Here is a 23,931-nt window from a genome sequence, read left to right as displayed (position 1 = left end):
GGTCAGCTCTGCACGACCGCGCCGCTCGCCAGCAGGCCGTCCACGTCGTCGAAGCCGAGGTCGGTGAGCACGTCCCGGGTCTGCCCGCCCGGCAGTGCCGGGACCCCGTCGGTCTCGGCCGCCGTGCGGGAGAACCGCGGCGCCGGGGCGGGCTGGTGCGTCCCGCCGCTCTCCAGGAACACGCCCCGCTCGGTGTTGTACGGGTGCTCGGCCGCCTCCTTGAGGGACAGCACGGGGGCCACGCAGGCGTCGCTGGGCAGGAAGATCTTCGCCCACTCGTCCCGGGTCCTGGTCTTGAAGACGGCGGCGAACCGCTCCCGCATCTCGGGCCAGCGCTCCTGGTCGAACTGGCCGGGCAGGTCCGCGGCGCCCTCCCGGTCCTCCAGGCCGAGCAGCCGGACGAACTCGGCGTAGAACTGCGGCTCGATCGCGCCGACCGCCACGTGCTTGCCGTCGGCGGTCTCGTACACGTCGTACCAGGGCGTGCCGGTGTCGAGCATGTTGACGCCGCGCCGGTCCTGCCAGAGGCCGCCGGCCAGCATCCCGTGGATGAAGGTGGACAGGTGGGCGGTGCCGTCGACGATGGCGGCGTCGACCACCTGGCCCTGACCGCTGGTGCGCGACTCCAGCAGCGCCGACAGCACGCCGACGACCAGGTACATGCTGCCGCCGGCGAAGTCGCCCAGGAGGTTCAGCGGCACCTGGGGCGGGCCGCCCGCGCGGCCGATGGCGTGCAGCGACCCGGTGATGGCGATGTAGCCGATGTCGTGCCCGGCGCTCCTGGAGAGCGCGCCCTGCTGGCCCCAGCCGGTCATGCGGCCGTACACGAGCCGGGGGTTGCGGGCCAGGCAGTCGTCGGGGCCGATGCCGAGCCGCTCGGTGACGCCGGGCCGGAAGCCCTCGATCAGGACGTCGGACTTCTCGATCAGGCCGAGCACGACCTCCCTGCCCCGCTCGCTCTTGAGGTCGACGGCGATCGAGCGCTTGCCGCGGTTGCTGAACTCGGTGCCGCCGGTGGTCTGGCCCTCCCTGACCGCGGAGGGGCGGTCGACCTGGATCACGTCGGCGCCCAGGTCGGCCAGCAACATCGCGGCGAACGGACCCGGCCCGATCCCGGCCAGCTCGATCACCCGTACTCCGGACAGCGGCCCCTTGCCCATCCCAGACCCCTTTCACCGGGCCCCACGGCCCGGCTGAATCCTATTCGGTGCCTCCTCAGTGTGCACGATGGGCGTAAGCGGCCCCTGACCGGGCGCCCGGTTCAGCGCCGGCTCACGGCGCGGGCCGGGCGGTGAGGGTGACGGGCCTGGCCGGACGGCGCTCGGGGTCGGGCGGGACGGCGTACAGGAGCCGCGACTCCACCCGGCTCATCTGGAACGGCCCCTTCGCCTGAGGCGTGAGCCCGCGGGCCGCGGCGGCGACGTAGTGCCACTCGCCCAGGGCGGACCGCCGCCAGGTTCCGGCGACCGGCCGCCGCGGGTCGCAGGCTCCGGTGGGCTGGACGGTCTTCTGGACCAGGAGGGCAGCCTGCCCCGTCGCCCCGCCCCCTCCGGGGCCCCCGCTCCCGGAGGAGACCATGCTCGTGCAGACCCACTGAGCCCGCCCGCCTTCAGGGGGCAGCGGGCCCGACCAGAACTCCCAGGCCGTCGCCTCCGGCACGGGCCGCCGGGGATCGGGCGCCGTCAGGCACGCCACGCGCTCCCAGACGCTCAGCCCCTCCTCCGACAGCCGCGCGGGCTTCACCGGCTTGGCGGGCATCGCGGCGGCGGTGCCCTTCTTCGGGGGCGCGGGAACGGCGTACTTGGGCGAGCGGTGCGCGAGCACGACCGGGCGGGGACCGCCGAACTCACCGATGGTCCGGGACGCGCCGTCGCTCTCCAGGTTCAGCACCGGGCCGCGGCCGCAGCGCGGCCGGGACGGGAGCGGCGGGGTGAGGCCCTCGTACGTGACCACCCTGACCCCCGCGAGCGTCTCGGCCCTGTCCCAGGGGGCGAGCAGGTACCGGCCCCCGCCGACCGCCATCGGGCTCGACGGCTCCCTGCCGGCGACCGAGACGGCGAGCCGGTCGTCCGCCCCGGTGTAGCGGCCGACCCGGTCGCCGTGCCGCAGCAGCGCCACCGGACGGCCGTCGACGTGGCCCGCGAAGAGCAGTTGCGGATCGCCGCCGCCCGGTCCGGTGCGCCCGGCCTTGGCGGCGGCGGCCCAGGCGCGCAGGGCCCGGTCGGTGAACTTCCTGTCGCGGACCAGGCCGCCCCGCGCGGGCCAGACGTCCAGGCTGTGCGGGGCCCGCCGCCAGGCGTCCGCCGCCGCGAACCGCAGGCTCAGGTCGTGGGCGTCCGCCGAGGAGGTGCCGCCCAGGAGCCGTCCCGCGGCGCCGGTCTCGCTCAGCACCAGCGCGCCGACCAGCACCGCCGTCAGCGCCACCGCGACGCCGATCGGGATCGGCGTCCGGCCGCGGGCGGAACCCGCCCGGGGCGGGGCGAACGGATCGGTCCCCCGCCGCCGCGGGGCGGCCGAGGGCGGCAGGCCGCGTTCCGGGGCCGGCCGCCCGGTCCCGCGTCCGGGCACCGCCGTCAGGGCCGCCTCCCGGGACCGCTCCTCGGCCGCCCGGATCACCGTCCAGGGGTCGGGGACGCGGAGCTCGGCGAGCTGGTCGCGCACCTCGTACCGGGGCCGCTCCGCCACGTACAGCAGCACGTAGGCGAGCCGGACCCGCGGCTCCAGCGTCGAGAGCATGGCGGTGAGGGACGGGTCGGGCAGCCGGGCCGGCATCGAGCGCAGCCAGGGGCCGAGGCCGATCTGCCGGCGGCGGGACGGGCGCATCGCCTGCCGCAGCACCCGGGTGCGGCGCCGCGCCCGGCCCCGCTCGCGGCCGAGCCCGCGGCCCGGCCCCCATCCGGCGGTGCGCTCGACGATCCGGCGGGCCAGCGCCAGCCGGTAGATCCGCTTGCCCTTGCCCGGGAGGACGAAGTACACCAGCCGGACCAGCTCGCGGTACTCCGCCTCCGCGTGCGCCCTGGCGCCGGTCCCGGAGCCCTGGCCCCGGCCGGCGCCCGGTGCGGCCCGCCGGGCGCGCCTCCGGCCGGTGCCGCGGCCGGCTCGGCCGCCGGCGCCGGGCTTCGGGCCCGGCTCCGGACCCGGCTCCGGGCCCGGCTCGGTGCCGGGCTTCTCCTTCGCATCGTTGCGCATCGCGTCCGCTCCCCGAATAACCGGCAGATGCGAACCAGACATTAAGCAGCGCAACGGCCGCCCAGCACCGGAATTGACGGAACGATTAACCAGGCCGGGCGTTATTTCCCACTATGGGCGACGCGTTCGGTGAACGCGCCATGGAATCCCATGGGAATGTGATGACGCAGGCCGAGCACCGCCACCGGATCGGCCTCCACGTCCCGGGCGTCGAGGACGAGCAGCCGCGAGCGGTGCCCGCCCGGGTCGTAGGCGAGGGCGAGCAGCCAGCCGTCGCCCTCCGGCGCGTCCGGTGCGCGCGGCGCGAACACGGGCTCGCCGGGCATGTGCCCGGCCGGCAGTTCATGGACCTTGCGCTCGCCGGTGACGTGGTCGAAGGCGTGGATCCCGATCCGGTCGTCCGGCGAGCCCGGGCGGGTGCGGCCCGCGAAGTAGGTGTAGCGGTGGGGACTCCCGGCCTGGCGGACGTCGGCGTGCGGCAGCTCCAGCGGCAGGGCGCACAGCTCCTCGCCCTCCACGCGCCCGCTCTCCGGCGACACGCGGTACCGCATCAGCGCGCACCCCCACGGGAAATCGCGGGTGCGGAAATCGCGGAACGCGGTGGCCACCCCGTCCCAGTCGGCGAAACGCACGAATTCCACCACGATGTCGTCGCCGTCCTCGAACGCGTTGACGAAATGGAATCCCAGCAGCGCCTCGTGCTCGATCACGCGCGCCCTCCCGCCGTCGCGCGGGACGATCGTGAAACAGGTGGGGCGGTGCGGCTCGTACCGCAGCGCTTCGCTGATCGATTTCGTCCCCAGCAGGATCCCGGCCGCCTTGGGGACCACCGGGTTGATGACGAAGACCAGGTGGCGGCGGGTGAGGGCGAAGTCGTGGTTCCACGGCGTGTACGGCAGCGGGACGCGCGGCAGGTGGTGCAGGGCCCCGTCCGGGTCGACCCGGTAGCAGCGCAGGCTGCGCGCACGGGTGAAGTCCATGCCGAAGTTGAACAGCTCCCCGGTGTCCGGGCAGCGGGAGGGGTGGGCGGAGAAGGCGGCGGGCACCTTCAGCCGGCCGCCGAAGGAGTACTCCCCCAGCGTCTCCAGGCTGTCGGGGTCGAGCCTGAACGGACGGCCACCTTCCCAGAGCGCGAGCAGCTTCCCGCCGTGCAGGACGACCCCGGTGTTGGCGACGTTGGAGGGAGGCCGGAACATGTTGGCGAGCATCCCGCCGGGGCGCTGCGTCCCGATCCCCCTCAGGCCGACCCTGCCCTTCTCCTGCCCGTACCGGTAGTGGCGGGTCCGCACGTAGCGGTTGCGGTAGCGGACGCGGCCGTCGCCGGGGAAGGCGAACATCGACAGCATCCCGTCGCCGTCGAAGATGTGGTCCAGGAGGCTCTCGCCGACCTGCCACCGCCCCGGGCCGTTGCGGTAGAGGGTGCCCCTCAGGCCGTCGGGGAGGGCGCCTCCGATGTCGTCGATCTCGTAGTCGTGCTCGTCCTCCAGCGCCTCGTACACCCGGTGCCACGGGTGGTGCCCGCCGTGGCCGGTGGCGCCGGACTGCCCGGCGGGTGCCGTCACGGTCCCTCCTGGTTCCTGCGGAGACGGGTGCCGTCGTTTGAACGGCTGCTTGCTCGGTAGCGGCAGCGTGACACGCGCGGCGCCCGTATTCAATATCAGGTCCAATAAGTTCCCGGGCGCCCCGTACTACCCTGGTGCCCCTGGGGAACCGCCGCCGGCGGGCCCGCGTCGAAACCGGCGGACCACCCCGAATCCCCCCGAACGCCCCTCCCGCCCGCGAAGGATCCGCGCCGCCATGACCGAGGACGTCCCCGGCTACCGGGTGCTCGAACAGGTCGGCGAGGGCGGCTTCAGCGTGGTCTACCGCGCCCGGCAGGAGCGGCTGGACCGGATGGTGGCGCTCAAGGTCCTGTCGATCAGCTCGGTCGACGACGGCGCCATGCGCCGCTTCCAGCGCGAGTGCAAGATCACCGGTCGGCTGTCCGGGCATCCCAACGTGGTGACCGTGCTCGACACCGGCACCACCCGCTCGGGCCGCTCCTACATCGCGATGGAGTACTTCGAGCAGGGCGCGCTCAGCGACCGGCTCGCCCGCGAGGGGCCGCTGCCGCTCGCCGAGGTGCTGCGGATCGGCGTGAAGATGGCCGGGGCGCTGGCCGCGACGCACGAGACCGACGTGCTGCACCGCGACGTCAAACCGCAGAACATCCTGGTGTCCCGGTACGGGGAGCCCGCGCTGGCCGACTTCGGCATCGCCCGGCTGGTCGACTCCTTCGACGCCTCCCACACCCAGGCGTTCACCCCGCACCACGCCGCCCCCGAGGTGCTGGAGGGCCGGCCGCCCGCCGTCGGCGCCGACATCTACTCCCTCGGCTCCACGCTGTACCAGCTGCTGGCCGGGCGCCCCGCGTTCAAGGGCCCGGCGGGCGAGGGCATCGCGCAGCTGATGCTGCGGATCCTGAACGAGCCTCCGCCGCCGATCGGGCGTCCCGACGTGCCGCCGCCGGTGGAGGAGGTCATCGGCCGCGCGATGGCCAAGGCGGCCGAGCACCGCTTCACCGACGCGGTGGAGTTCGCGCGGGCCCTGCAGTGGCTGCAGAACGAGCTGGGGCTGCCCGTCACCGACGTGACGCACAGCGGGTCCGGGACGGGCGCCGCCGGGCCGCCGCGGCCTCCCGGATCCGGGTCCGGGTCCACGTCCGGGTCCACGTCCGGGTCCCTGTCCGGATCGCTGTCGGGATCGGTGTCCGGGTTCGGGTCCGGGTCCGGGGAGGCGCCGCAGGCGTTCACCCATCCCCGCCCTCCGGCCGTGCCCGACTGGGCGCCGACGATGCCGGGCCGCGCGCCGTCCACCGTCGAGCCCGCCGCGCCGCTCTCCCCCTGGCACCCCGCCGCGTCGGCCCAGCCCGCCCTGCCGCAGCCCGCACCGGCGGACGCCCCGCCGCCCGACCCGCACAACTGGCCGCCGCCTCCCCAGCGCGAGACCGGCGACAAAGACACCGGCGGGAGCGGCGACGGGCCGCGCCGCGGGCTCGTCATCGCCGCCGCCGTCGCGCTCGTCGGCGGTGTGGCGCTGGGCGTCGGCGCCCTGGCCCTGCGCGGCGGCCCCCCGCAGGACCCGCAGACCGGGGCCCAGGCCCCGCAGCCGTCCACCGGCCCCGGCGCGCCCACCGGCGGCGCGCAGCCAGGGGACGGCCAGGAGCCGATCTCGGCGGCGCAGCTCCAGGCGACCCGGCCGCGCGGCGTCAGGGTCAAGGGGCTCGGCAGCCGGGCCGTCCTGACCTGGACCGTGCCTCCCGCCGCCCGGCAGCTCCCGATCATCGTCCAGACGATCCCGGCCGGGAGCACGACCACCGTGTCCGCCGGGAAGGGCGCGCGGACGGCCACCGTCACCGGTCTCGACCCGAGGACCGGCTACTGCTTCCGGGTCGGTGCGCTGCTGAGGCTGAACCAGGGCAAGCCCGCGACCATGTCGTGGTCCAAACCGCCGGTCTGCCTCCGCGACGCCCGCGTCACGAACTGACCGGTCGGTCCTTCCCGGCCCCGGTCGTGCCGTCTCCCTCGGCGACCCGCTGATGCAGGCGTTCCCTGATCTCCTCCGGGGTATAGGCACGGCGGCGCCGCTCCGCCCGGGCGATCACCGCCCCGGTCGCGGCGACACCCACGAATCCGGCCACTCCCAGCACCTTCCACCACCGCATCCGCCTAGGGTAGCGATCATGTCCGGTACGAGCATCGGCCTCGAGCAGGCCGCCGACCTGACCCGCACCGGCGACGTCTGGCTCTTCCGCGGGCGCGCCCCGGCGGATCGGGCGATCCAGATGACCACCAACAGCCCCGTCAACCACGTCGGGATGGCGATCGTCATCGACGACCTGCCCCCGCTGATGTGGCACGCCGAGCTGGGCCGGTCGCTGCGCGACCTGTGGACCGGCGGCCACCACCGCGGGGCGCAGCTGCACGACCTGCGCGAGGCGGTGGTCGTCTGGGGGAACCGGTACGGCCAGCGGGCCTGGCTGCGGCAGCTCGACCCGCCGCCGACCCGGGAGATGGAGAACGCGGCGCTGAAGGCGGTGGCGCGGCTGGACGGCACCCCGTTCCCGTCCACCTCGCGGCTGGCCACGCGCTGGCTGCGCGGCCGGGTCCCGTTCCGCCGCCCGGCCGAGCGCGATCCGAACCTGGAGACCGCGTTCTGCGCGGAGATCGTGGCGGTGACGTACCAGGCGATGGGGCTGCTGCCCGGCGGGCGCCGCCCCAACTGGTTCGATCCGGGCCGGTTCTGGAGCGGCGACGACCTCGACCTGGAGATGGGCGCGCGGCTGGGCGGCGAGATCGGCGTCGTCGTCCCGCCCTCCCGCTGACCCCGGGCGACCGCGCAGGGCAAGAACCCTCAAAGGGGGCATCGAGGCCGGACCAACTCCCCTGCAACCGGCGGCGGCGTGGGTAGGGGCACGGCATGAGCGACGCGCTGCCGGCCCTGCCCTTGGAGGCATGGGAGCCGACCAAGAACACCCTGCACCTGTGGACGCAGATCGTCGGGAAGATCCAGCTCGCCTCGGCGCCGCCCACCAACCACTGGTGGCACGCCACCTTCCGCGTCGACGAGCACGGGTACCGCACCGGCCGGATGGTCCATGACGGCGTCGCCCTCACCATCTCGTTCGACCTGGTCAGACATCGCCTGCTGGTACGGACGGCGGACGGCGAGCACTCCCTGCCGCTGTACGACGGGCTGTCGGTGGCCCGCTTCCACGACGACCTGTTCGCGCTGCTGCGGGAGCTGGGCGTGCACGTCAGGATCAGGGCCAGGCCGTACGGGGTGCCGATGACGACGCCGTTCCCCGAGGACACCGAGCACGCCTCCTACGACCCGGCCCGCGTCGAGGACTTCCGGCGGGCGCTGGAATGGGCGGACGAGATGTTCCTGGAGTTCCGCGGCTGGTTCGGCGGCAAGGCCAGCCCGGTCCAGCTGTTCTGGCACAGCTTCGACCTGGCGACCGCCCGCTTCTCCGGCCGCCGGGCGCCCGAACTGGAGGACGCGGACGCGGTGGCCCGCGAGGCCTACCGCGACGAGGTCATCAGCTTCGGGTGGTGGCCGGGCGACCCGTCCACGCCCGCTCCGGCGTTCTACTCCTACACCCACCCCGAGCCCGCGGGGCTCACCGGCCGCCCGCTGCGGCCCGCGGCGGCGCGCTGGGACGCCATGGGCGAGACGCACCAGGCGCGGCTGGACTGGGACGTCGTGCGCGGGTCCGCCGACCCGCGCGGCACGCTGCTGGAGTTCCTGCAGAGCGCGTACGAGGCCGGCGCGGTCACCGCGGGCTGGCCCCACGAGCTGCTCCAGTCGAGCTGGTGTCCCGAGCGGGGCCGCGTCCAGCACGCCCACGCGGGCTGACCCGGACGAAGCGAAAGAGGCGTCAGAGCGGTTCGGGGCGGTCGCGGCGGAGCGAGCGCGGGTGCAGGCGGCGCCGCAGGCGGCGGAGCCTGCCCGCCTTGGCGGTGACGAGGCGTCCGAGCCGGTCGGTGTGCTCCCATGCCTGGTCCGCGGCGTACGGCTCGGGTGGGGACGGGGCGAAACGGGTGCGGTTCACCAGGTCCGCGAGGGGGCGCAGGTGGTCGAGCGCGGCGTCGCCCAGGCGGCCCGCGCCGAACCGGGCGACCTCGTGCGCCGTGAGGGTGCGGGTGGCGGCCAGGCCCACATCACCGAGATGCTCCAGGGCCTGGCGCCAGGCGCCCGCGATGCGCGCGGCCGGGGGGCCGTTGCGGCGGCGGCGCCGGCGCAACACCGGGACCAGCAGCACCGCGAGGACGTAGGCGGCGGCGAGCAGCCCCGCGAGGGACGCCGCGTACACCCACCAGGGCAGGGGCGGCTCACTCGCGGCAGGAGCCGCCGGGGCCGGGGTCTGCGGTGTCTTGCCCGGACCCCCTCCGCGTTGCTGCGCGGCGGCGTTCTGCTGGAGCCGCTCCAGCTTCTGCTGGGTCTCCCCCGCCGCGACCGCGTCGGAGTCCTTGGACTGGCCGGAGCGCTGCGGCGTGGGGTTGAACGGCACCCAGCCGAGCCCGTCGAACTTGACCTCGGGCCACACCATCACGTCCCCGGCCCGCATGTCCCGCGCGTTGCCGGAGGGGCGTCCGCCGCTGAATCCCACCATGATGCGCGTGGGCAGGCCGAGCGTGCGGGCCAGCACGGCGTAGGAGGCCGCGAAGTGCTCCGGGGTGCCGCGGCGGCCCTCGGAGAGGAAGTAGTCGAGCTGGCGGTAGCTGTGCCCGGGCGGGGCGGTCACGTCGTACTTGGCGTAGGACTTCAGGTGGACGGCCAGCATCGCGGCCCGCTGGATGGGCGAGACCGCGCCCGCCGTGGCGCCCTGTGCGAAACGGCGGAACTCCTCCAGTTGCACGGGCGGTTTCGTCGCGCCGGGCCCCCAGGGGAGCTGGAGCGCCGCGCGCGCCTCCGCGTCCTGCGCGATCCCGGCCGCCGCCAGGTCACCGGCGTCCCATTCGCGGATCTCGGAGGTGACACGGTAGGACTGCCCGTTCCGCAGCGGCCGCGCGGCGGCCAGCGCGCCGCTGGCCGGATCGACGACGACGCCGAGCCCCTCCACGCGGCGGGGCCGGTCGGCGGCGGGCACCCACACGCCGGGCAGGTCCCGGATGGTGATCCGCTGCGGCGCCGTGCGGACCGTCCCGTCCCCCGCGTCGCCGCCCGCGTCCGGCGCGGCCGGGACCCGGCTCCCCGTCGGGGCGAACCGGGCGGTGGACGACCAGGTCACCCCGTCGAAGCGGTCCAGCACCGCCAGCCGCACGTTCTCCCGCCGGGACGCCTCCACGCTGAACAGCACCTGGTCGGGGGTCAGCAGCCAGCCGCCGACCCGGTCGAGGGGGCTGATCCCGTCCCGCTGCTGCGGCGGAGGCGCCTGGACCTGCTCGCGCGGGTCGTACGGGTCGGCGCTGACCGGCACGTACGGCGCGGCCAGGAACGCCACGGCGCCCAGGGCCGCGGCCGCCGGGACACCGACCAACAGCGGGCGCCACCCGGCCCCTCCGCCCTCGTCCGACCGGATCAGCGCCAGGACGGCGATCAGCACGACGGCCGCCGCGGCCGGTCCCAGGTTGGAGCCCGGACCGTCCACGCCCAGCAGCAGCGCGGCGCCGAACACGGCGAGCGCGGGCAGGCAGGGCGCGGCGCGCAGCGAGGTCCGCAGCGCCAGCTCCGCCGACCCGAACGCGGCCAGCCAGACCAGCACGTGCACCAGCAGCAGGAACTCGGGCTCGGCGGGCGCGGGCAGCAGCGTGGTCAGGATCGACTTCCACGACCGCAGCACGCCCTCGCGCATGGCCTGCGGCAGCGTCCCGTCCGACAGCGCGGGCCGCAGCACGGTGACGGCGGCCGTCCCGGCCCAGGCCGCCACCGTCAGCACCAGCGCGATCCACAGCGGCCACGGCCTCCCCGACTTGCGCGGCCCCGACAGCAGCCCGGACAGCAGCGTCGGGACGGCCGCCGCGACCCCCGCCACCGGCAGCACCGGCCCGAGACCGAACACCCGGTGGAACGCCAGCCCCGCCACCGCCGCCAGCAGGGCGGTCACCACCAGGGACAGGTAGCGCCGGATCATCGCCCGCGCCCCGCCGCCCGTCCCAGGGTGTTCCACGCCGACGCCAGGCCGTCCAGGTCGCCGAAGTCGACCAGGTGGACGCCGGGCGGCGCGGACGCCGCCTCCCCAGGCCGCACCCGCAGCACCACCACCCGATCGAACCGGCCCCGCACGGCCGCGATCCGCCCCAGGTCCGCGCCGCCCGACGCCACCACGACCAGCGACCCGCCGGCCCGCACCCGCCGAACAACGTCGACCGTGGAGCTCGGCCCCTCGGCCATGGCCACGGCGGTGAGCCGGTCCAGCAGCACCTCCAGGTCGTCGGGCCCGCCCCGCGTCTCGGCGACCGGCCCGCCCCCGGTAAGGATCCGCACGGGGAAGTTCGCCGCGGCCGCGCCCGCCGCGACCGACGCCGCCGCGTCCACCGCCAACTCGAAGTCGTCGGGGTCCGCCCACGCCTCGGGACGCGCCTCCAGCACCACCGTGGTCGTGGGCAGGCTCGCGTCCACCAGGCGGCGCACCATGAGCGTCCCGGTGCGCGCCGACGACTTCCAGTGGATGTGCCGCATCTCGTCGCCGACCACGTATTCGCGGAGCGCGTGGAAGGTCGCCGTGCCCGCCGGGGACCGGTCGCTGGTCGGCCCCTCCAGGTGATGGGCGCGCCCCGACGGCAGCAGCGCCAGCGGCACCGTCCTGGGACGGACCAGAAGCGTCTGGGGCGACCCGTACTCCCGGACGCGGCGCGCCAGGCGCAGCGGGTCGGCCCGGACGAGCCGCAGCGGCCCCACCGGGATCTCGCCCCGCCGACCGGTCGGCAGCCGGTAGGTGACCGTGCGCCTGCCGCGCGGCCGGAGCCTGGGGATGTCCACCGCCACCTCCGCCGCCCCGGCCGCGTCGTGGGCGGTCAGGCCGCGCACCCCGGCACGGCCCGCGTTCGTCACGTGCAGCACGCCGACGGCGGGCTCACCCCGGCCCACCTTCAGCGGCGCGATCTCCCGGTCCACCTCCAGCCGCGGCCGCGGCAGCGTCCACAGCACCGCGCCCGCCACCGCCACCAGCCCGGCCACCGCCAGCATCGCCGGCTCCGGATAGCCCAGCCACCAGCCCGCCGCGTACAGCACCGCCGACACGGCCGCCGTCCCCCGGCCCAGCGGCGTCAGCACGTCGTCACCGGGCTCAGTGGACGGGGGCGGGCTGCGCGGCCTGCGGCGTCGGCACGCTCGCCAGCACCTCGCCCACCACGTCCCCGCCCGTGCGGCCGCGCAGCTCCGCCTCCGGCGTGACGATCAGCCGGTGCGCGATCACCGGCACGGCGAGGGCCTTCACGTCCTCCGGCACCAGGAACGACCGGCCCGCCGCCGCGGCCCGCACCCGCGCGGCGCGCAGCAGCGCCAGGCTCGCCCGCGGGCTCGCGCCCAGGCGGAGCTCCGGATGGTCGCGGGTGGCCGCGACCAGGCGCACCACGTAGTCGTACAGCGGCGGCGCCACGTGCAGCCGCTCGGCGAACTCCACCATCCGCGCCACGTCCTCGCGGCCCGCCACCGGCGCCATCTGGTCCAGCGCCGCCCCGGTCGGCGCCCCCGCCAGCAACGCCACCTCCGAGCGGTGGTCGGGATAGCCCATCGAGATCCGCATCAGGAACCGGTCGAGCTGGGCCTCCGGCAGCGGGTACGTGCCGTCCATGTCCACCGGGTTCTGCGTCGCGATCACCATGAACGGGCGCGGCACCGGATGCGGCGTCCCCTCCACCGTGACCCGCCGCTCCTCCATGACCTCCAGCAGCGCCGACTGCGTCTTCGGCGACCCCCGGTTGATCTCGTCGGCCACCACCAGGTTCGCGAAGATCGGGCCCGGGTGGAACTCGAACGCGCCGCTCCCCTGATTGAAGATCGACACCCCGGTGATGTCGCTGGGCAGCAGGTCGGGGGTGAACTGGACGCGGGTCCACCGGGCGTCCACCGACGCCGAGATCGCCCGGGCCAGGGTCGTCTTGCCCACGCCCGGCACGTCCTCCACCAGCAGGTGCCCCTCGCCCAGCAGGCAGATCAGCGCCAGCTCGACCTTCTCGCGCTTGCCCCGGACGACCTGCTCGATCGTCCCGGCCAGCGCCCCGAACAGCTGCGCGAACCGCCCCGCCACCGCGTCGGCGTCCACCGCCCCGGGCTGATTCTCCGTCATCGCTCAGTTCTCGCACTCGTAGAGGGGCAGGTTCGGGAAGGAGCCGGTCCGCGGCGTCGTCATCAGCCCTTCGTGGAGGTAGCCGATGCCGCCGTTCCACTCGATCCGGTTCCAGACGTCGCTGGAGTAGTTCGTCTCGGTCTCCGTGTAGGTACCGCCGCGCACCTGGCAGATGACCATGAGGTCGCGGTACTCGCCCCGCGGGATGCTGCCGATGCTGGTGGTGCCCTCCTGCCGTGGTGCGGGCCGGATCAGGGTGTTGGTCTCGTTGTTGTTGGCGTTCTTGTACATCCGCCTCGGGTAGGCGAGGTCGACCTCGGTGCTGGCCTGGGCGGGGGCGGTTCCGGCGCCGTTCTGGGCGGTGAGGCGGAACTGGTGCTTCTGGTCGTTGCGCAGGCCGACGACCGTGTGCGGGCTGGTCACCGGGGTGGGCGCTCCGCCGTCGACGCTGAGCAGGTATGTGACGCCCGTGCCCTGGCCGTCCCAGGTGAGCACCGCGCTCTTGTTGCGCGGCGCGCCGGAGAAGCCGGCGGGCGTGCCGGGCAGCGTGCAGGGGCGTACCGGTGCGCTCGCCAGGGACGACTTCTCGGCGTTCCTGCCGTTGGCGTCCTTGTACTGGACGGCGACCGTGAAGCTGTAGGTCTTGTTGCAGCTGCCGCCGGTCACGGTGAACTGGTACGGGCCGCCGGCTCCGACGCGGGCCGGCCGCACCTGGAGGCCCGCCGTGTCGCCCTTGAGCGCGTACCCGGCGGGCCTGCCTCCCACCGACGGCCGGAAGGTCACGCGCATCCCGCCGTTGAGGGGGTCGACGCGGACGTTCTGCGGTTCGGACGGGGTGCCGTCGCGGGGCGGCGGGGCCGGGGGCGTGCCGGAGTCGCCGCCGCGTCCGGCTCCGCCCTGGTCGGCGCCCTGGCCGCCGTCGCCGGGACGGGCCTGGGTCGGGATGGGGCGGCGCTGCCCGCCCGGGACCCGGTCGTCGTACTTCTGGATGCGCTTGGCACCCGGGCGTCCCAACTCGACGGCGAGGGCGAGCGCGCCGGCCGGGTCGTTCGCCCACAGGAACCCGTCGCGGACGACGACCTCGATGCCGCCGCCGGGCCGGGTGACCTGCATGGGACGTTCCCAGTCGCCGGTGTCGGTGTTGAACACCAGCAGCCGCCCGGTGGAGCGGTCGGGCAGGTAGACGCGGGGGCCGAGCACGTTCGGGGGCTCGAAGCGGTGGCTCGGCAGCCGCAGCGCGATCGGGCTGACCTGGCCCACCTGGGTGTTCAGCAGGAACAGCGAGCCGCCGGTGCCCAGCATCGGGACGATGTGGCCGTCGGTGGCGGCCGGGACCTTCACCCCGCCCGCCCGGGCGGCCTGGGTGACGGTCGGCGGCAGCGCGATCTTCTGGACGCCCTCGCTCCGCACGATCGAGGCCGTGGCGCCGCTGCTGTTGATCGCGACCGGGGTGCCGGCGGCGATGGCGAGGGCGATCCGGTCCCCGGCGCCGCCGACGGGCACGGGCCGCCCCTGCCGCCCGCCGTGGAAGGGGACGAGCCGCCCGCTCTGCGGTTCGGGGACCCACAGGTTGCCGGCGGCGTCCATCCCGGCCTGTCCCAGCGGCGGGGTCAGCGCGGCGGGCTGCCCGACGGCCGAGAGCCGCACGGGGTCGATCTGCTGGACGGTGCCCTTGGCGGGGTCGACGGAGTAGGCGGCGCCGGATCCGACGAGCACCTGGAGCCCGACGCCGCCCAGGGCCCGGCTCTGCTCGACCTTGAGCTGCGAGGGGTCGATCCGGCTGACGACGCCGGTGGTCTCGTCCACGAGCAGGACGGTGCCGCCGTCCTGGACGACCTTGATCCGGTGGCCGCGCATCTGGGGGATCACGGCGGTCCGGCCGTCGACCTTGCCCGCGGGCCCGTTGGCGTGCACGACCATGCCCTTGGCGGTCGCGGTGAGCCACGCCCCGACGTCGGCCAGGCGGTACGTGGAGCTCGCCATGCCCACTCCGTACACAAGGGCGCTCACGCAGAGTACGCCGACCAGGCCGATCGCGATCTGACCGGTGACCCGGTCCCGCCGCAGGAGCCCCCGGAGGGGGCTCGGCGGCCGCTGTGAGGATCGGTCCCCGCTCAATCCCCGCCACCCTTCCCCGCGCTGCGACTTCGGCGCGAAGGGCACACTAATGCGTTCGAACACCACAAGATAACCGTGGCCACCCTGATCCGCCCGGTGAACGGCGAGACTCCCGCGACGGGACAGGACCCGCGCAGCCCTGACAAGTGACGCACATCACACATTCGCATACGTAGCGCGAAGAACCGAACGCGGACGTTACACCGGACGTCCTAACCTGGGGCAGCGCGCTGCCTGCGGCGGCGCTGGGGCCGGCGCGGCTAAGGACGACACGAGGTGGACGTGGACACGGTAAGCATCGCCGACTTGTGGGACCGGGTGACGGGGACGCAGCCCGACCCGCCGTGGTGGCTGGTCATCCTGGCCGCCCTGATCGCGCTCGCCGCCGTGCTGCACGGCCCGACCTGGCGGGTGGCCCGCAACGTGGTCACGATCGCGCACGAGGGCGGGCACGCGCTGATCGCGCTGGTCACCGGGCGCAAGCTGGACGGGATCAAGCTGCACTCCGACACCTCGGGCGTCACCGTGTCGCGGGGCAAGCCGCACGGCCCGGGGATGGTGTTCACCGCGATGGCGGGCTACCTGACGCCGCCGCTGCTGGGCCTGCTGTTCGCGGGGCTGCTGGAGGGCGGCCGGGTCACGCTGATGCTGTGGTTCTCGCTGGCGCTGCTGGCCGCGATGCTGATCATGATCCGGAACGCCTACGGGGTGCTCTCGATCGCCGTCACCGGGGCGATCATCTTCGGGGTCTCGTGGCTGGGCGGGGACAAGACGCAGGCGGGCTTCGCCTACCTGGCGGCGTTCTTCCTCCTGTTCGCGGCGGCGCGGCCGGTGGTGGAGCTGCAGCGGATGCGGGCGCGGCACATGGCGCCCAGCTCCGACGCCGACCAGCTGGCGCACCTCACGCGCGTCCCGGGGCTGGCCTGGGTGGGCCTGTTCGGCGTGGTCGCGCTGGGGGCGCTGCTCATCGGCGGCCTGATGATGACGCCCGACTCGGACTCGCTCCCCGACGTCCCCAGGCCGCCCGGCATCTCGGGCTGACCCGGGCGTGCGCTGTGTCTCAAAGTCCCGGCCTACGGCGCTCGCCTGGCGGCGCTGGTCTTATCGGCTCTCGCCTACCGGGCCTGGGCGAGCGCGGCATCGCTTCGCGATCTGCCCGGTGACGCTCGCCTCCGGCGTCGCCCCACCGGCCAGGTAACGCGCTCGCGCGATACCTGGGGCTCTTCGAGACGGACGCCAGCCCCCCGCGGGCGCGCGGATGTCCGACCCCGCCGATAGTTTCGACACTGTGAGCGATCGATGGGGCCGCGAGCAGGTGCTCGGGCTCGCGCCGGACGCGGCGGCGGCCAAGGCGGCGGGGGGCGTCGCCAAGCCCGCCGGATGGACCGGCACGGGCTGCGACGACGACGCCGTGTGGGGCGAGTGCAAGGGCAGCGGCACGAGCGCCTACCGGGCGTCGGCCGACCTGACCGAGCCCGCGTTCCGGTGCTCGTGCCCGAGCCGCAAGTTCCCCTGCAAGCACGCCCTGGCCCTGCTGCTGCTGTGGAGCGAGGGCGCCGTCGGCGCCGGGCCGCGCCCGGCCTGGGTCGCCGAGTGGCTGGAGCAGCGGCGGGAGCGCGCGGAGAAGGCGCAGGTCCGCAAGGAGGCCGCCGCCCCCAAGGCGAAGGACCCCCGGACGGCCGAGCGGCGCGAACAGCGGGTCGACGGCGGTGTCGCCGAGCTCGACCAGTGGCTGCGCGACCAGGTGGCGCACGGCCTGGCGCAGGCCGAGAAGGCGCCCTACAAGCTGTGGGACGACGCGGCGCGGCGGCTGGTCGACGCGCAGGCGGGCGGGCTGGCCGGGCAGATCAGGGCGCTGGCGGCGATCCCCCGGCAGCCGGGCTGGCCGGAGCGGCTGCTGGAGGAGTACGCCCTGCTCCGCCTGCTGGTGCGGGCCCACCAGCGGCGCGCCGAGCTGCCCGCGGCGCTGCGGGAGACGGTCCGGTCGCGGATCGGGTTCACCGTGCAGCAGGAGGACGTCGTCCGCGACGGCGAGCGGGTCCGCGACCGGTGGTGCGTGACCGGTTCGCGCGACATCGCGGTCGACCAGCTCACCACCAGGCGGGTGTGGCTGCGCGGCGCCGCGACGGGGCGGCCGGCGCTGGTGCTGTCGTTCGCCGCGCCCGGCCGCCAGCTGGACTCCTCCCTTCCGGTGGGCACGCGGGTCGACGCCGAGCTGGCCTTCTACCCGGGCGCGCAGCCGCTGCGCGCCCTGGTCGCCGAACGGCACGGCGCGGCGGCCCCGGCGGCGCCCGCCGGCTTGGCGGTCGGTGGTTTCCTGGAGGAGTACGCGGCGGCGCTGGAGCGCGATCCCTGGCTCGACCGCTGGCCCGCCGTGCTGGCCGGGGTGCGGCTGGCCCGGGCCGGCGACGGGCTGCGGGTGGTCGACGGCGCGGGCGACGCGCTGCCGCTGCTGCCGTCCGACCCGTGGCGGCTGCTGGCGGTGTCGGGCGGGCGGCCGGTGACGCTGGCCGGGGAGTGGACGCCGCGGGGGCTGTGGCCGCTGGCCGCCTGGGACGAGGACGAGGGGGTCGTGATCCTGTGAGTGCCTGGAGCGAGCACGTCAGCGCCGCGCTGCTGGGCACCGGGCGCCGCCCTCCCCCGCCGCTCCCCGAGGCCCCCGCCGCCGCCGAGACCGGGCCCGAGCCCGGCGCCGGGGGCGATCCGGCGGGCCGGCTGCTCGACCAGGCGGCGGTCCTGACCGTCGCCCGCCGGGCCGGGCGCCTGCCGCTGGCCGGCACCGACCCGATCGCGCCCGCGCCCCAGGAGGACGCCCCGGTCGTGCCGCCCGCGGCGGCGGCGCGGCTGGCGCGGATCCTCGGCGGCGAGCAGATCCGGGTGCTGCCCGAATGGCTGGAGGCGGCCGCCGGCCACGGCCGCCGCGTCCCGTCCCGGCTGCTGCCCGAGCTGCTGGAGCGGGGCCGCAGCGACCGGGTCCTGCGCCCGGCGATCGCGCGGGCGGCCGGCCGGCGCGGCGTCTGGCTGGCCCTGCAGAACACCGACTGGGCCTACCTGGTCGGCTCCGGCGACGACCCGGGCGGCGACGCCGAGGTCTGGCTGACCGGCACGCGGCAGCAGCGGGTGGCGTACCTGACCCGGCTGCGCGGCACCGACCCCGCGGCGGCGCGGGCGGCCCTGCGGGAGACGTGGTCGAGCGAGCCCGCCCCCGACCGGGCGGCGTACCTGGCCACCTTCGACCACGGGCTGTCGGCGGCCGACGAGGAGTTCCTGGAGGACGCCCTGGAGGACCGCGGCAAGGACGTCCGGCAGCTGGCCTCCGACCTGCTCGCCCGGCTGCCGCGCTCCGGCTACGGGCGGCGGATGGCCGTGCGCGCCCTGGCGTGCCTGCGGCCCGAGACCCGGCCCGCGGCGGGCGGCGGCGGCCGCGCCCGCGACCAGACGTGGATCATCGTCGAGCCGCCCCGCGCCCACGATGAGGAGCTGGCCAGGGACGGCGTGCCGTTCCACCCGACCGGGTCGTTCGCGCCGGGGCGCCGGGCCGGCGGCCCGATCGGCACCCAGGCCGCCTGGCTGCGCGAGATCCTCGCCCGCACCCCGCTGTCCACCTGGACGGAGCTGTTCGGGCTGCCCCCGATGGAGATCGTCTGCCTGCCGGTGGGCGCCGCGGCCGCCGGGCCCGACGGCCGCGGCGCGCGCGACCTGCACATCGGCTGGGCGCGGGCCGCGCTGCGCCAGCGCGACGTCGGCTGGGCCCGGGCGCTACTGAAGGGCGGCGTCGTCGTCGACGAGCCGGAGGCCCTGGCCGACCTGCTGGCCGTGCTGCCCGCGGCGGAGCGCGACGCGGCCGCCGCCGACCTGATCCGCTGGGTCGAGGGCCAGCCCGACCTGCAGCGCGTCCTGGAGCGGGTCCCCGGGCCGTGGACGGGCGCGCTCGCCGACGCCGTCGTGGCCACGATCGCGGTCGCCGCCGAACGCCCGTCCCACCGGCACGAGCACACCCTGACCCAGCTGTGCCGCCTGGCCGACCAGCGGCTCTCCCCCGGCACGGCCCCCCGCCTGGAGGCCCTGGCCGGCGGCGCCGGGCAGGACGGGTCGCAGGCCGCCGCGCCCCGCGCCCTCACCGAACTGATCGGCACGCTGCGCTTCCGCCACGACATGCTGAAGGAGCTCCACCAGTGACGACTCCGTCCTCGCCCGGGACGTCCTCGCCCGCGGCGGTGCTGCGCCCGCACGCCGAGCAGCTGCACGCCGATGAGCTGGCCCGGCTCGCCGAGCACGACGACCGGCCCCGCCCGCCCGGGTGGCGGCTGTCGCCCTGGGCGGTCACCACGTACCTGATGGGCGGCGGGCTTCCGGACGGCTCGGAGGTCACGCCGAAGTACGTGGGGCCGCGCCGGCTGATGGAGGTCGCGGTGGCGACCCTGGCGACCGACCGGGCGCTGCTGCTGCTCGGCGTGCCCGGCACCGCCAAGACCTGGGTGTCGGAGCATCTTGCCGCGGCGGTGTCGGGCGACTCCACGCTGCTGGTGCAGGGCACCGCGGGCACGGCCGAGGAGGCCGTCCGGTACGGGTGGAACTACGCCCGCCTCCTCGCCGAGGGCCCCTCGGAGCGGGCGCTGGTGGAGAGCCCCATGATGCGGGCGATGCGGCTGGGCTCGGTGGCCCGGATCGAGGAGCTGACCCGCATGCCCGGCGACGTCCAGGACACGCTGATCACCATCCTGTCCGAGAAGACGCTGCCGGTGCCGGAGCTGAACACCGAGGTGCAGGCCACCAAGGGGTTCACGGTGATCGCCACGGCCAACGACCGCGACCGGGGCGTCAACGAGCTGTCCAGCGCGCTGCGCCGCCGCTTCAACACGGTCGTGCTGCCGCTGCCGGAGTCGGCCGACGACGAGGTGGAGATCGTCTCCCGCCGGGTCGACCAGATCGGCACCGCGCTGGAGCTGCCCGAGACCCCGGCCGGGCTGGAGGAGATCCGCCGCGTGGTCACGGTGTTCCGGGAGCTGCGCGGCGGCGTCACCGGCGACGGCCGCACCAAGCTCAAGTCGCCCAGCGGCACGCTCAGCACCGCCGAGGCCATCTCCGTGATCACCAACGGGCTGGCGCTGGCCGCGCACTTCGGCGACGGGGTGCTGCGGGCCGCGGACGTGGCGGGCGGCATCGTCGGCGCGGTCGTCCAGGACCCGGTGTCCGACCGGGTGGTCTGGCAGGAGTACCTGGAGACGGTGGTCCGGGAGCGCCCCGACTGGCGCGACTTCTACCGCGCGTGCAGGGAGGTGTCGTGACGCGGGTCTCCGCGACCGACTCCACAGGGCCCCGGGTGGAGATCTACGGAATCCGCCACCACGGCCCCGGCTCGGCCCGCGCCGTACGGCGGGCCCTGGAGGAGTTCAAGCCGGACGCCGTGCTGATCGAGGGCCCGCCCGAGGCCGACGCCATCGTCGGGCTCGCCGACGACGACGGCATGGTGCCGCCGGTCGCGCTGCTGGCCTACGCGCCGGGCGGCTCCGGCGGCTCCGGCACGGAGGCGCCCGCCCGCGAACGGCAGGCCGCGTTCTGGCCGTTCGCCGAGTTCAGCCCCGAATGGCAGGCGATCCGCTACGCCCTGGCCGCCGGCGTCCCCGTCCGGTTCTGCGACCTGCCCGCCGCCCACCAGCTCGCCGTCCCCCCGGAGGCGGAGGATCTCCCGGCCGCCCCGGACGAGGAGTCCCCCGAGGGCCAGGACGAGACCGTTGATCAGGAAGGGGACGGGGAGGACGAGCGGGAGATCCGGCTGGATCCGCTGGGCTGGCTGGCCAGGGTCGCCGGGTACGACGACGCCGAGCGGTGGTGGGACGACGCCGTCGAGCACCGGCACGACGGCCCGTCCCCCTTCCCCGCGATCGCGGAGGCGATGACCGAGCTGCGCGACCGGGTGGCCGAACTGCCCGCGGAGAGCCTCGCCGGGCTTCCGGACGGCTACCTGCGGCGCGAGGAGCAGCGCGAGGCGCACATGCGCAGGACGCTGCGCCGCACCCTCAAGGAGGGCCGGGAGCGCGTCGCGGTGGTCTGCGGCGCCTGGCACGTGCCGGCCCTCCGCCGGAAGGTCCCCGCGGCGCACGACGACCGGACGCTGCGCGGCCTGCCCAAGGCGAAGGTCGCGATGACCTGGGTGCCGTGGACGCACGGGCGGCTGACCGGCCGTTCCGGGTACGGGGCGGGCGTGCGCTCCCCCGGCTGGTACCACCACCTGTTCACGGCGGCGGACCGCCCGATCGAGCGCTGGCTGACCGAGGCCGCCCGGGTGCTGCGCGCGGAGGACCTGCACGTCTCCTCCGCCCACGTGATCGAGGCGGTCCGGCTCGCCGACGCCCTCGCCGCGCTGCGCGGGCGGCCGCTGGCGGGGCTGGACGAGGTCACCGAGGCCACCCGGGCCGTGTTGTGCGAGGGCGCCGAGCTGCCGGTGGAGCTGATCCAGCGCCGTATGGTGGTGGGCGAGCGGCTCGGCGCCGTCCCCGACGGCACCCCGATGGTGCCGCTGCAGCGCGATCTGAAGGCCGAGCGGAGCCGGCTGCGCCTCACCGAGTCCGCGCTGGAGAAGGAGCAGGACCTCGACCTGCGCAGGCCGATCGACCTCGCGCGCAGCAGGCTGCTGCACCGGCTGCGGCTGCTGAACGTCGACTGGGGCGTGCCGCAGGAGGGCGGAGGCCGCGCCAAGGGCACCTTCCGGGAGACCTGGACGCTGATGTGGCGGCCGGAGTTCGAGGTCGAGCTGATCGAGGCGAGCGCGTGGGGCACCACCGTGCTGGGCGCCGCCACCGCCCGCGCCGAGGCCATGGCGGCCGGCGCGGCGGCCCTGTCCGACCTGACCTCGCTGGCCGAGCGCTGCCTGCTCGCCGACCTGGGCGCGGCGCTGCCCGGCGTGATGGGGGCGCTGGCCGACCGGGCGGCCCTCGACTCCGACGTGGCGCACCTGATGTCGGCGCTGCCCGCGCTGGTGCGGGCGCTGCGGTACGGGGACGTCCGCGGCACCGCCACCGGCCCGCTGCGCACCGTCGTCGACGGCCTGGTCGTGCGGATCTGCGTCGGCCTGCCGACCGCGGTCGCCGGTGTCGACGACGACGCCGCCCGCGAGCTGCTCGGCCACGTCGACGCCGTGCACGGGGCGCTGTCCCTCCTCGACGACGCCGCGCACACCGAGCGCTGGCGGCGCGCCCTGGAGGGCGTCGTCGACCGGCGTGACCTGCACGGGCTGCTGGAGGGGCGGCTGACCCGGCTGCTGCTGGACGCGGGCCGGCTGCCGGACGTGGCCGACCGGATGGCCCGCTCGGTGTCGGTCGGCGCCGCGCCCGAGCGCGCCGCCGCGTGGGTCGAGGGGTTCCTGTCGGGCGGGGGGCTGATCCTCGTCCACGACGACGACCTGCTCCGCCTGGTGGACGGGTGGATCGCGGGCCTGCCGGGCGAGTCGTTCACCGACGTGCTGCCGCTGCTGCGCCGCACGTTCGGCGGGTACGCGGCGGCCGAGCGCCGCACGATCGGCGAGCGCGTCCGCGGTCTGGGGGCGCCGGGCGGGCCCCGGTCCCGTTCCGGCGGCGAGCGGGACGACCGCGACCCGGCCCGCGCCGGACGCGCCGCCGCGACGGCCCTGCACATCCTCGGCTGGAAGGCTTCGGCATGAGCGCGCCCGCGAGCGGCCCCGGGGACGGCGACGAGCGCCTCAGGCGGTGGCGGCTGGTCCTCGGCGGGGAGGGCGGCGCCGACGGCACCGGCGTGCGGCTGGAGGGCGCGGAGGCGCGGATGGACGGCGCGCTGGAGAAGCTCTACGGCGCCGGTGCCGAGGGCGGGTCCCGTCCGGGGCGGCGGAGCGGCGGGCTGGGCGACTCGGCCCCGACCGTGGCGCGCTGGCTCGGCGACATCCGCTCGTACTTCCCGTCCACGGTCGTCCAGGTCATGCAGAAGGACGCGATCGAGCGGCTCAACCTGACCCGGCTCCTGCTCGAGCCGGAGATGCTGGAGGCGGTGGAGCCGGACGTCCACCTGGTGGGCACGCTGCTGTCCCTGAACCGGGTGATGCCCGACCGGGCCCGCGAGTCGGCCCGCGCCGTGGTCCGCGCGGTGGTGCGGGAGCTGGAGCGGCGGCTGGCGCAGCGGACCCGCTCGGCGGTCGGCGGCGCGCTGGACCGCTCGGCCCGCGTGCTGCGGCCCCGGCGCCTGGCCGACGTCGACTGGGACCGCACGATCCGCGCCAACCTGCGGCACTACCTGCCCGACCAGGCCACCCTGGTGCCGGAGCGGCTGATCGGGTACGGCCGCCGCAGGCGGGCGGTGGAGCGGGACGTGGTGCTGTGCGTCGACCAGAGCGGGTCGATGGCGGCGTCGGTGGTGTACGCGAGCGTGTTCGGCGCGGTGCTGGCGTCGATGCGGTCGCTGCGCACGTCGCTGGTGGTGTTCGACACCGCGGTGGTGGACCTCACCGACCAGCTGCACGACCCGGTGGAGCTGCTGTTCGGCACGCAGCTCGGCGGCGGCACCGACATCAACCGCGCCGTGGCCTACGCGCAGGGCCTGATCGCCCGGCCCAACGACACGATCTTCGTGCTGATCAGCGACCTGTACGAGGGCGGGGCGCGCGAGGAGATGCTGGGGCGGGTCGCCGCGATGACGGCGGCGGGCGTCCAGGTGATCGTCCTGCTGGCGCTGTCGGACGAGGGCGCGCCCGCGCACGACCACGACAACGCGGCGGCCCTGGCCGCGCTCGGCGTGCCCGCGTTCGCCTGCACGCCCGACGCCTTCCCCGATCTGATGGCCGCCGCGGTGGAGCGCCGCGATCTCAAGGAGTGGTCCGAGCGCGCCCGGTCATCGTGACCGCG

The 23,931-nt window shown here is 75.8% G+C and carries 17 protein-coding genes; 9 read left to right on the top strand and 8 right to left on the bottom strand.

What is annotated here, in order from left to right; all coding sequences use genetic code 11:
• Positions 1-2: 2 nt before the first annotated feature.
• The 3 genes from ACFPZN_RS12870 to ACFPZN_RS12860 all read right to left on the bottom strand — a co-directional run bounded on the left by ACFPZN_RS12870 (position 3) and on the right by ACFPZN_RS12860 (position 4,751).
• Positions 3-1,160, bottom strand: coding sequence for a CaiB/BaiF CoA transferase family protein (locus tag ACFPZN_RS12870; RefSeq protein ID WP_378282126.1), 1,158 nt, complete (start codon positions 1,158-1,160; stop codon positions 3-5).
• A gap of 112 nt (positions 1,161-1,272) precedes the next feature.
• Entirely contained in the window at positions 1,273-3,189 is a 1,917-nt protein-coding gene (locus ACFPZN_RS12865; protein ID WP_378282125.1) for a hypothetical protein, read from the bottom strand.
• A gap of 101 nt (positions 3,190-3,290) precedes the next feature.
• Positions 3,291-4,751: a carotenoid oxygenase family protein gene (locus ACFPZN_RS12860; RefSeq protein ID WP_378282124.1), complete on the bottom strand. Its 1,461-nt coding sequence runs from the start codon at positions 4,749-4,751 to the stop codon at positions 3,291-3,293.
• A 235-nt stretch (positions 4,752-4,986) separates the two neighbouring features.
• On the opposite strand from ACFPZN_RS12860, the gene ACFPZN_RS12855 reads away from it, so the two are divergent.
• A complete protein-coding gene (locus ACFPZN_RS12855; RefSeq protein WP_378282123.1) occupies positions 4,987-6,714 on the top strand; it encodes a serine/threonine-protein kinase in 1,728 nt (575 codons plus the stop codon).
• Here ACFPZN_RS12855 and ACFPZN_RS12850 read toward each other — a convergent pair.
• Positions 6,704-6,892: a hypothetical protein gene (locus ACFPZN_RS12850; RefSeq protein WP_378282155.1), complete on the bottom strand. Its 189-nt coding sequence runs from the start codon at positions 6,890-6,892 to the stop codon at positions 6,704-6,706. The two genes, ACFPZN_RS12855 and ACFPZN_RS12850, sit on opposite strands and share 11 nt — an antisense overlap.
• An 18-nt stretch (positions 6,893-6,910) precedes the next feature.
• On the opposite strand from ACFPZN_RS12850, the gene ACFPZN_RS12845 reads away from it, so the two are divergent.
• Together ACFPZN_RS12845 and ACFPZN_RS12840 are read left to right on the top strand one after the other, a co-directional pair.
• Entirely contained in the window at positions 6,911-7,552 is a 642-nt protein-coding gene (locus tag ACFPZN_RS12845; RefSeq protein WP_378282122.1) for a C40 family peptidase, read from the top strand.
• Positions 7,553-7,647: 95 nt separating this feature from the next.
• Entirely contained in the window at positions 7,648-8,586 is a 939-nt protein-coding gene (locus ACFPZN_RS12840) for a DUF5996 family protein (RefSeq protein ID WP_378282121.1), read from the top strand.
• A 22-nt stretch (positions 8,587-8,608) separates the two neighbouring features.
• Here ACFPZN_RS12840 and ACFPZN_RS12835 read toward each other — a convergent pair whose 3' ends face one another.
• The 4 genes from ACFPZN_RS12835 to ACFPZN_RS12820 are packed head-to-tail and all read right to left on the bottom strand — an operon-like array spanning position 8,609 to position 14,944.
• Entirely contained in the window at positions 8,609-10,840 is a 2,232-nt protein-coding gene (locus tag ACFPZN_RS12835; protein WP_378282120.1) for a transglutaminase TgpA family protein, read from the bottom strand.
• Positions 10,801-11,946, bottom strand: a complete 1,146-nt coding sequence (locus ACFPZN_RS12830; RefSeq protein ID WP_378282119.1) for a DUF58 domain-containing protein — start codon at positions 11,944-11,946, stop codon at positions 10,801-10,803. Before ACFPZN_RS12830 ends, ACFPZN_RS12835 begins: the two co-directional genes overlap by 40 nt.
• A gap of 13 nt (positions 11,947-11,959) precedes the next feature.
• Positions 11,960-12,961, bottom strand: coding sequence for an AAA family ATPase (locus ACFPZN_RS12825; protein ID WP_378282118.1), 1,002 nt, complete (start codon positions 12,959-12,961; stop codon positions 11,960-11,962).
• A gap of 3 nt (positions 12,962-12,964) precedes the next feature.
• On the bottom strand, positions 12,965-14,944 hold the full coding sequence (locus tag ACFPZN_RS12820; RefSeq protein ID WP_378282117.1) for a hypothetical protein: 1,980 nt from the start codon (positions 14,942-14,944) through the stop codon (positions 12,965-12,967).
• 411 nt (positions 14,945-15,355) lie between these two features.
• Here ACFPZN_RS12820 and ACFPZN_RS12815 point away from each other — a divergent pair, with 411 nt between their 5' ends.
• From ACFPZN_RS12815 to ACFPZN_RS12790, 6 genes are all read left to right on the top strand, one after another.
• Positions 15,356-16,120 carry a M50 family metallopeptidase gene (locus ACFPZN_RS12815; protein ID WP_378282116.1) on the top strand — a complete coding sequence of 255 codons (765 nt, stop codon included), beginning with the start codon at positions 15,356-15,358 and terminating at the stop codon, positions 16,118-16,120.
• 247 nt (positions 16,121-16,367) lie between these two features.
• Positions 16,368-17,663: an SWIM zinc finger family protein gene (locus ACFPZN_RS12810; protein WP_378282115.1), complete on the top strand. Its 1,296-nt coding sequence runs from the start codon at positions 16,368-16,370 to the stop codon at positions 17,661-17,663.
• On the top strand, positions 17,660-19,258 hold the full coding sequence (locus ACFPZN_RS12805; protein WP_378282114.1) for a DUF5691 domain-containing protein: 1,599 nt from the start codon (positions 17,660-17,662) through the stop codon (positions 19,256-19,258). The genes ACFPZN_RS12810 and ACFPZN_RS12805 overlap by 4 nt, the downstream gene beginning before the upstream one ends.
• A complete protein-coding gene (locus ACFPZN_RS12800; RefSeq protein ID WP_378282113.1) occupies positions 19,255-20,367 on the top strand; it encodes an ATP-binding protein in 1,113 nt (370 codons plus the stop codon). The genes ACFPZN_RS12805 and ACFPZN_RS12800 overlap by 4 nt, the downstream gene beginning before the upstream one ends.
• On the top strand, positions 20,364-22,739 hold the full coding sequence (locus ACFPZN_RS12795; protein WP_378282112.1) for a DUF5682 family protein: 2,376 nt from the start codon (positions 20,364-20,366) through the stop codon (positions 22,737-22,739). Before ACFPZN_RS12800 ends, ACFPZN_RS12795 begins: the two co-directional genes overlap by 4 nt.
• The gene (locus tag ACFPZN_RS12790; protein ID WP_378282111.1) at positions 22,736-23,926 is read left to right on the top strand and encodes a VWA domain-containing protein; all 1,191 of its coding nucleotides are present in this window, start codon (positions 22,736-22,738) and stop codon (positions 23,924-23,926) included. The genes ACFPZN_RS12795 and ACFPZN_RS12790 overlap by 4 nt, the downstream gene beginning before the upstream one ends.
• Positions 23,927-23,931: the final 5 nt, after the last annotated feature.

Source organism: Actinomadura rugatobispora (genome assembly GCF_042656285.1).
GTDB lineage: Bacteria > Actinomycetota > Actinomycetes > Streptosporangiales > Streptosporangiaceae > Spirillospora > Spirillospora rugatobispora.
This window is presented reverse-complemented; position numbering and strand designations above follow the sequence as displayed.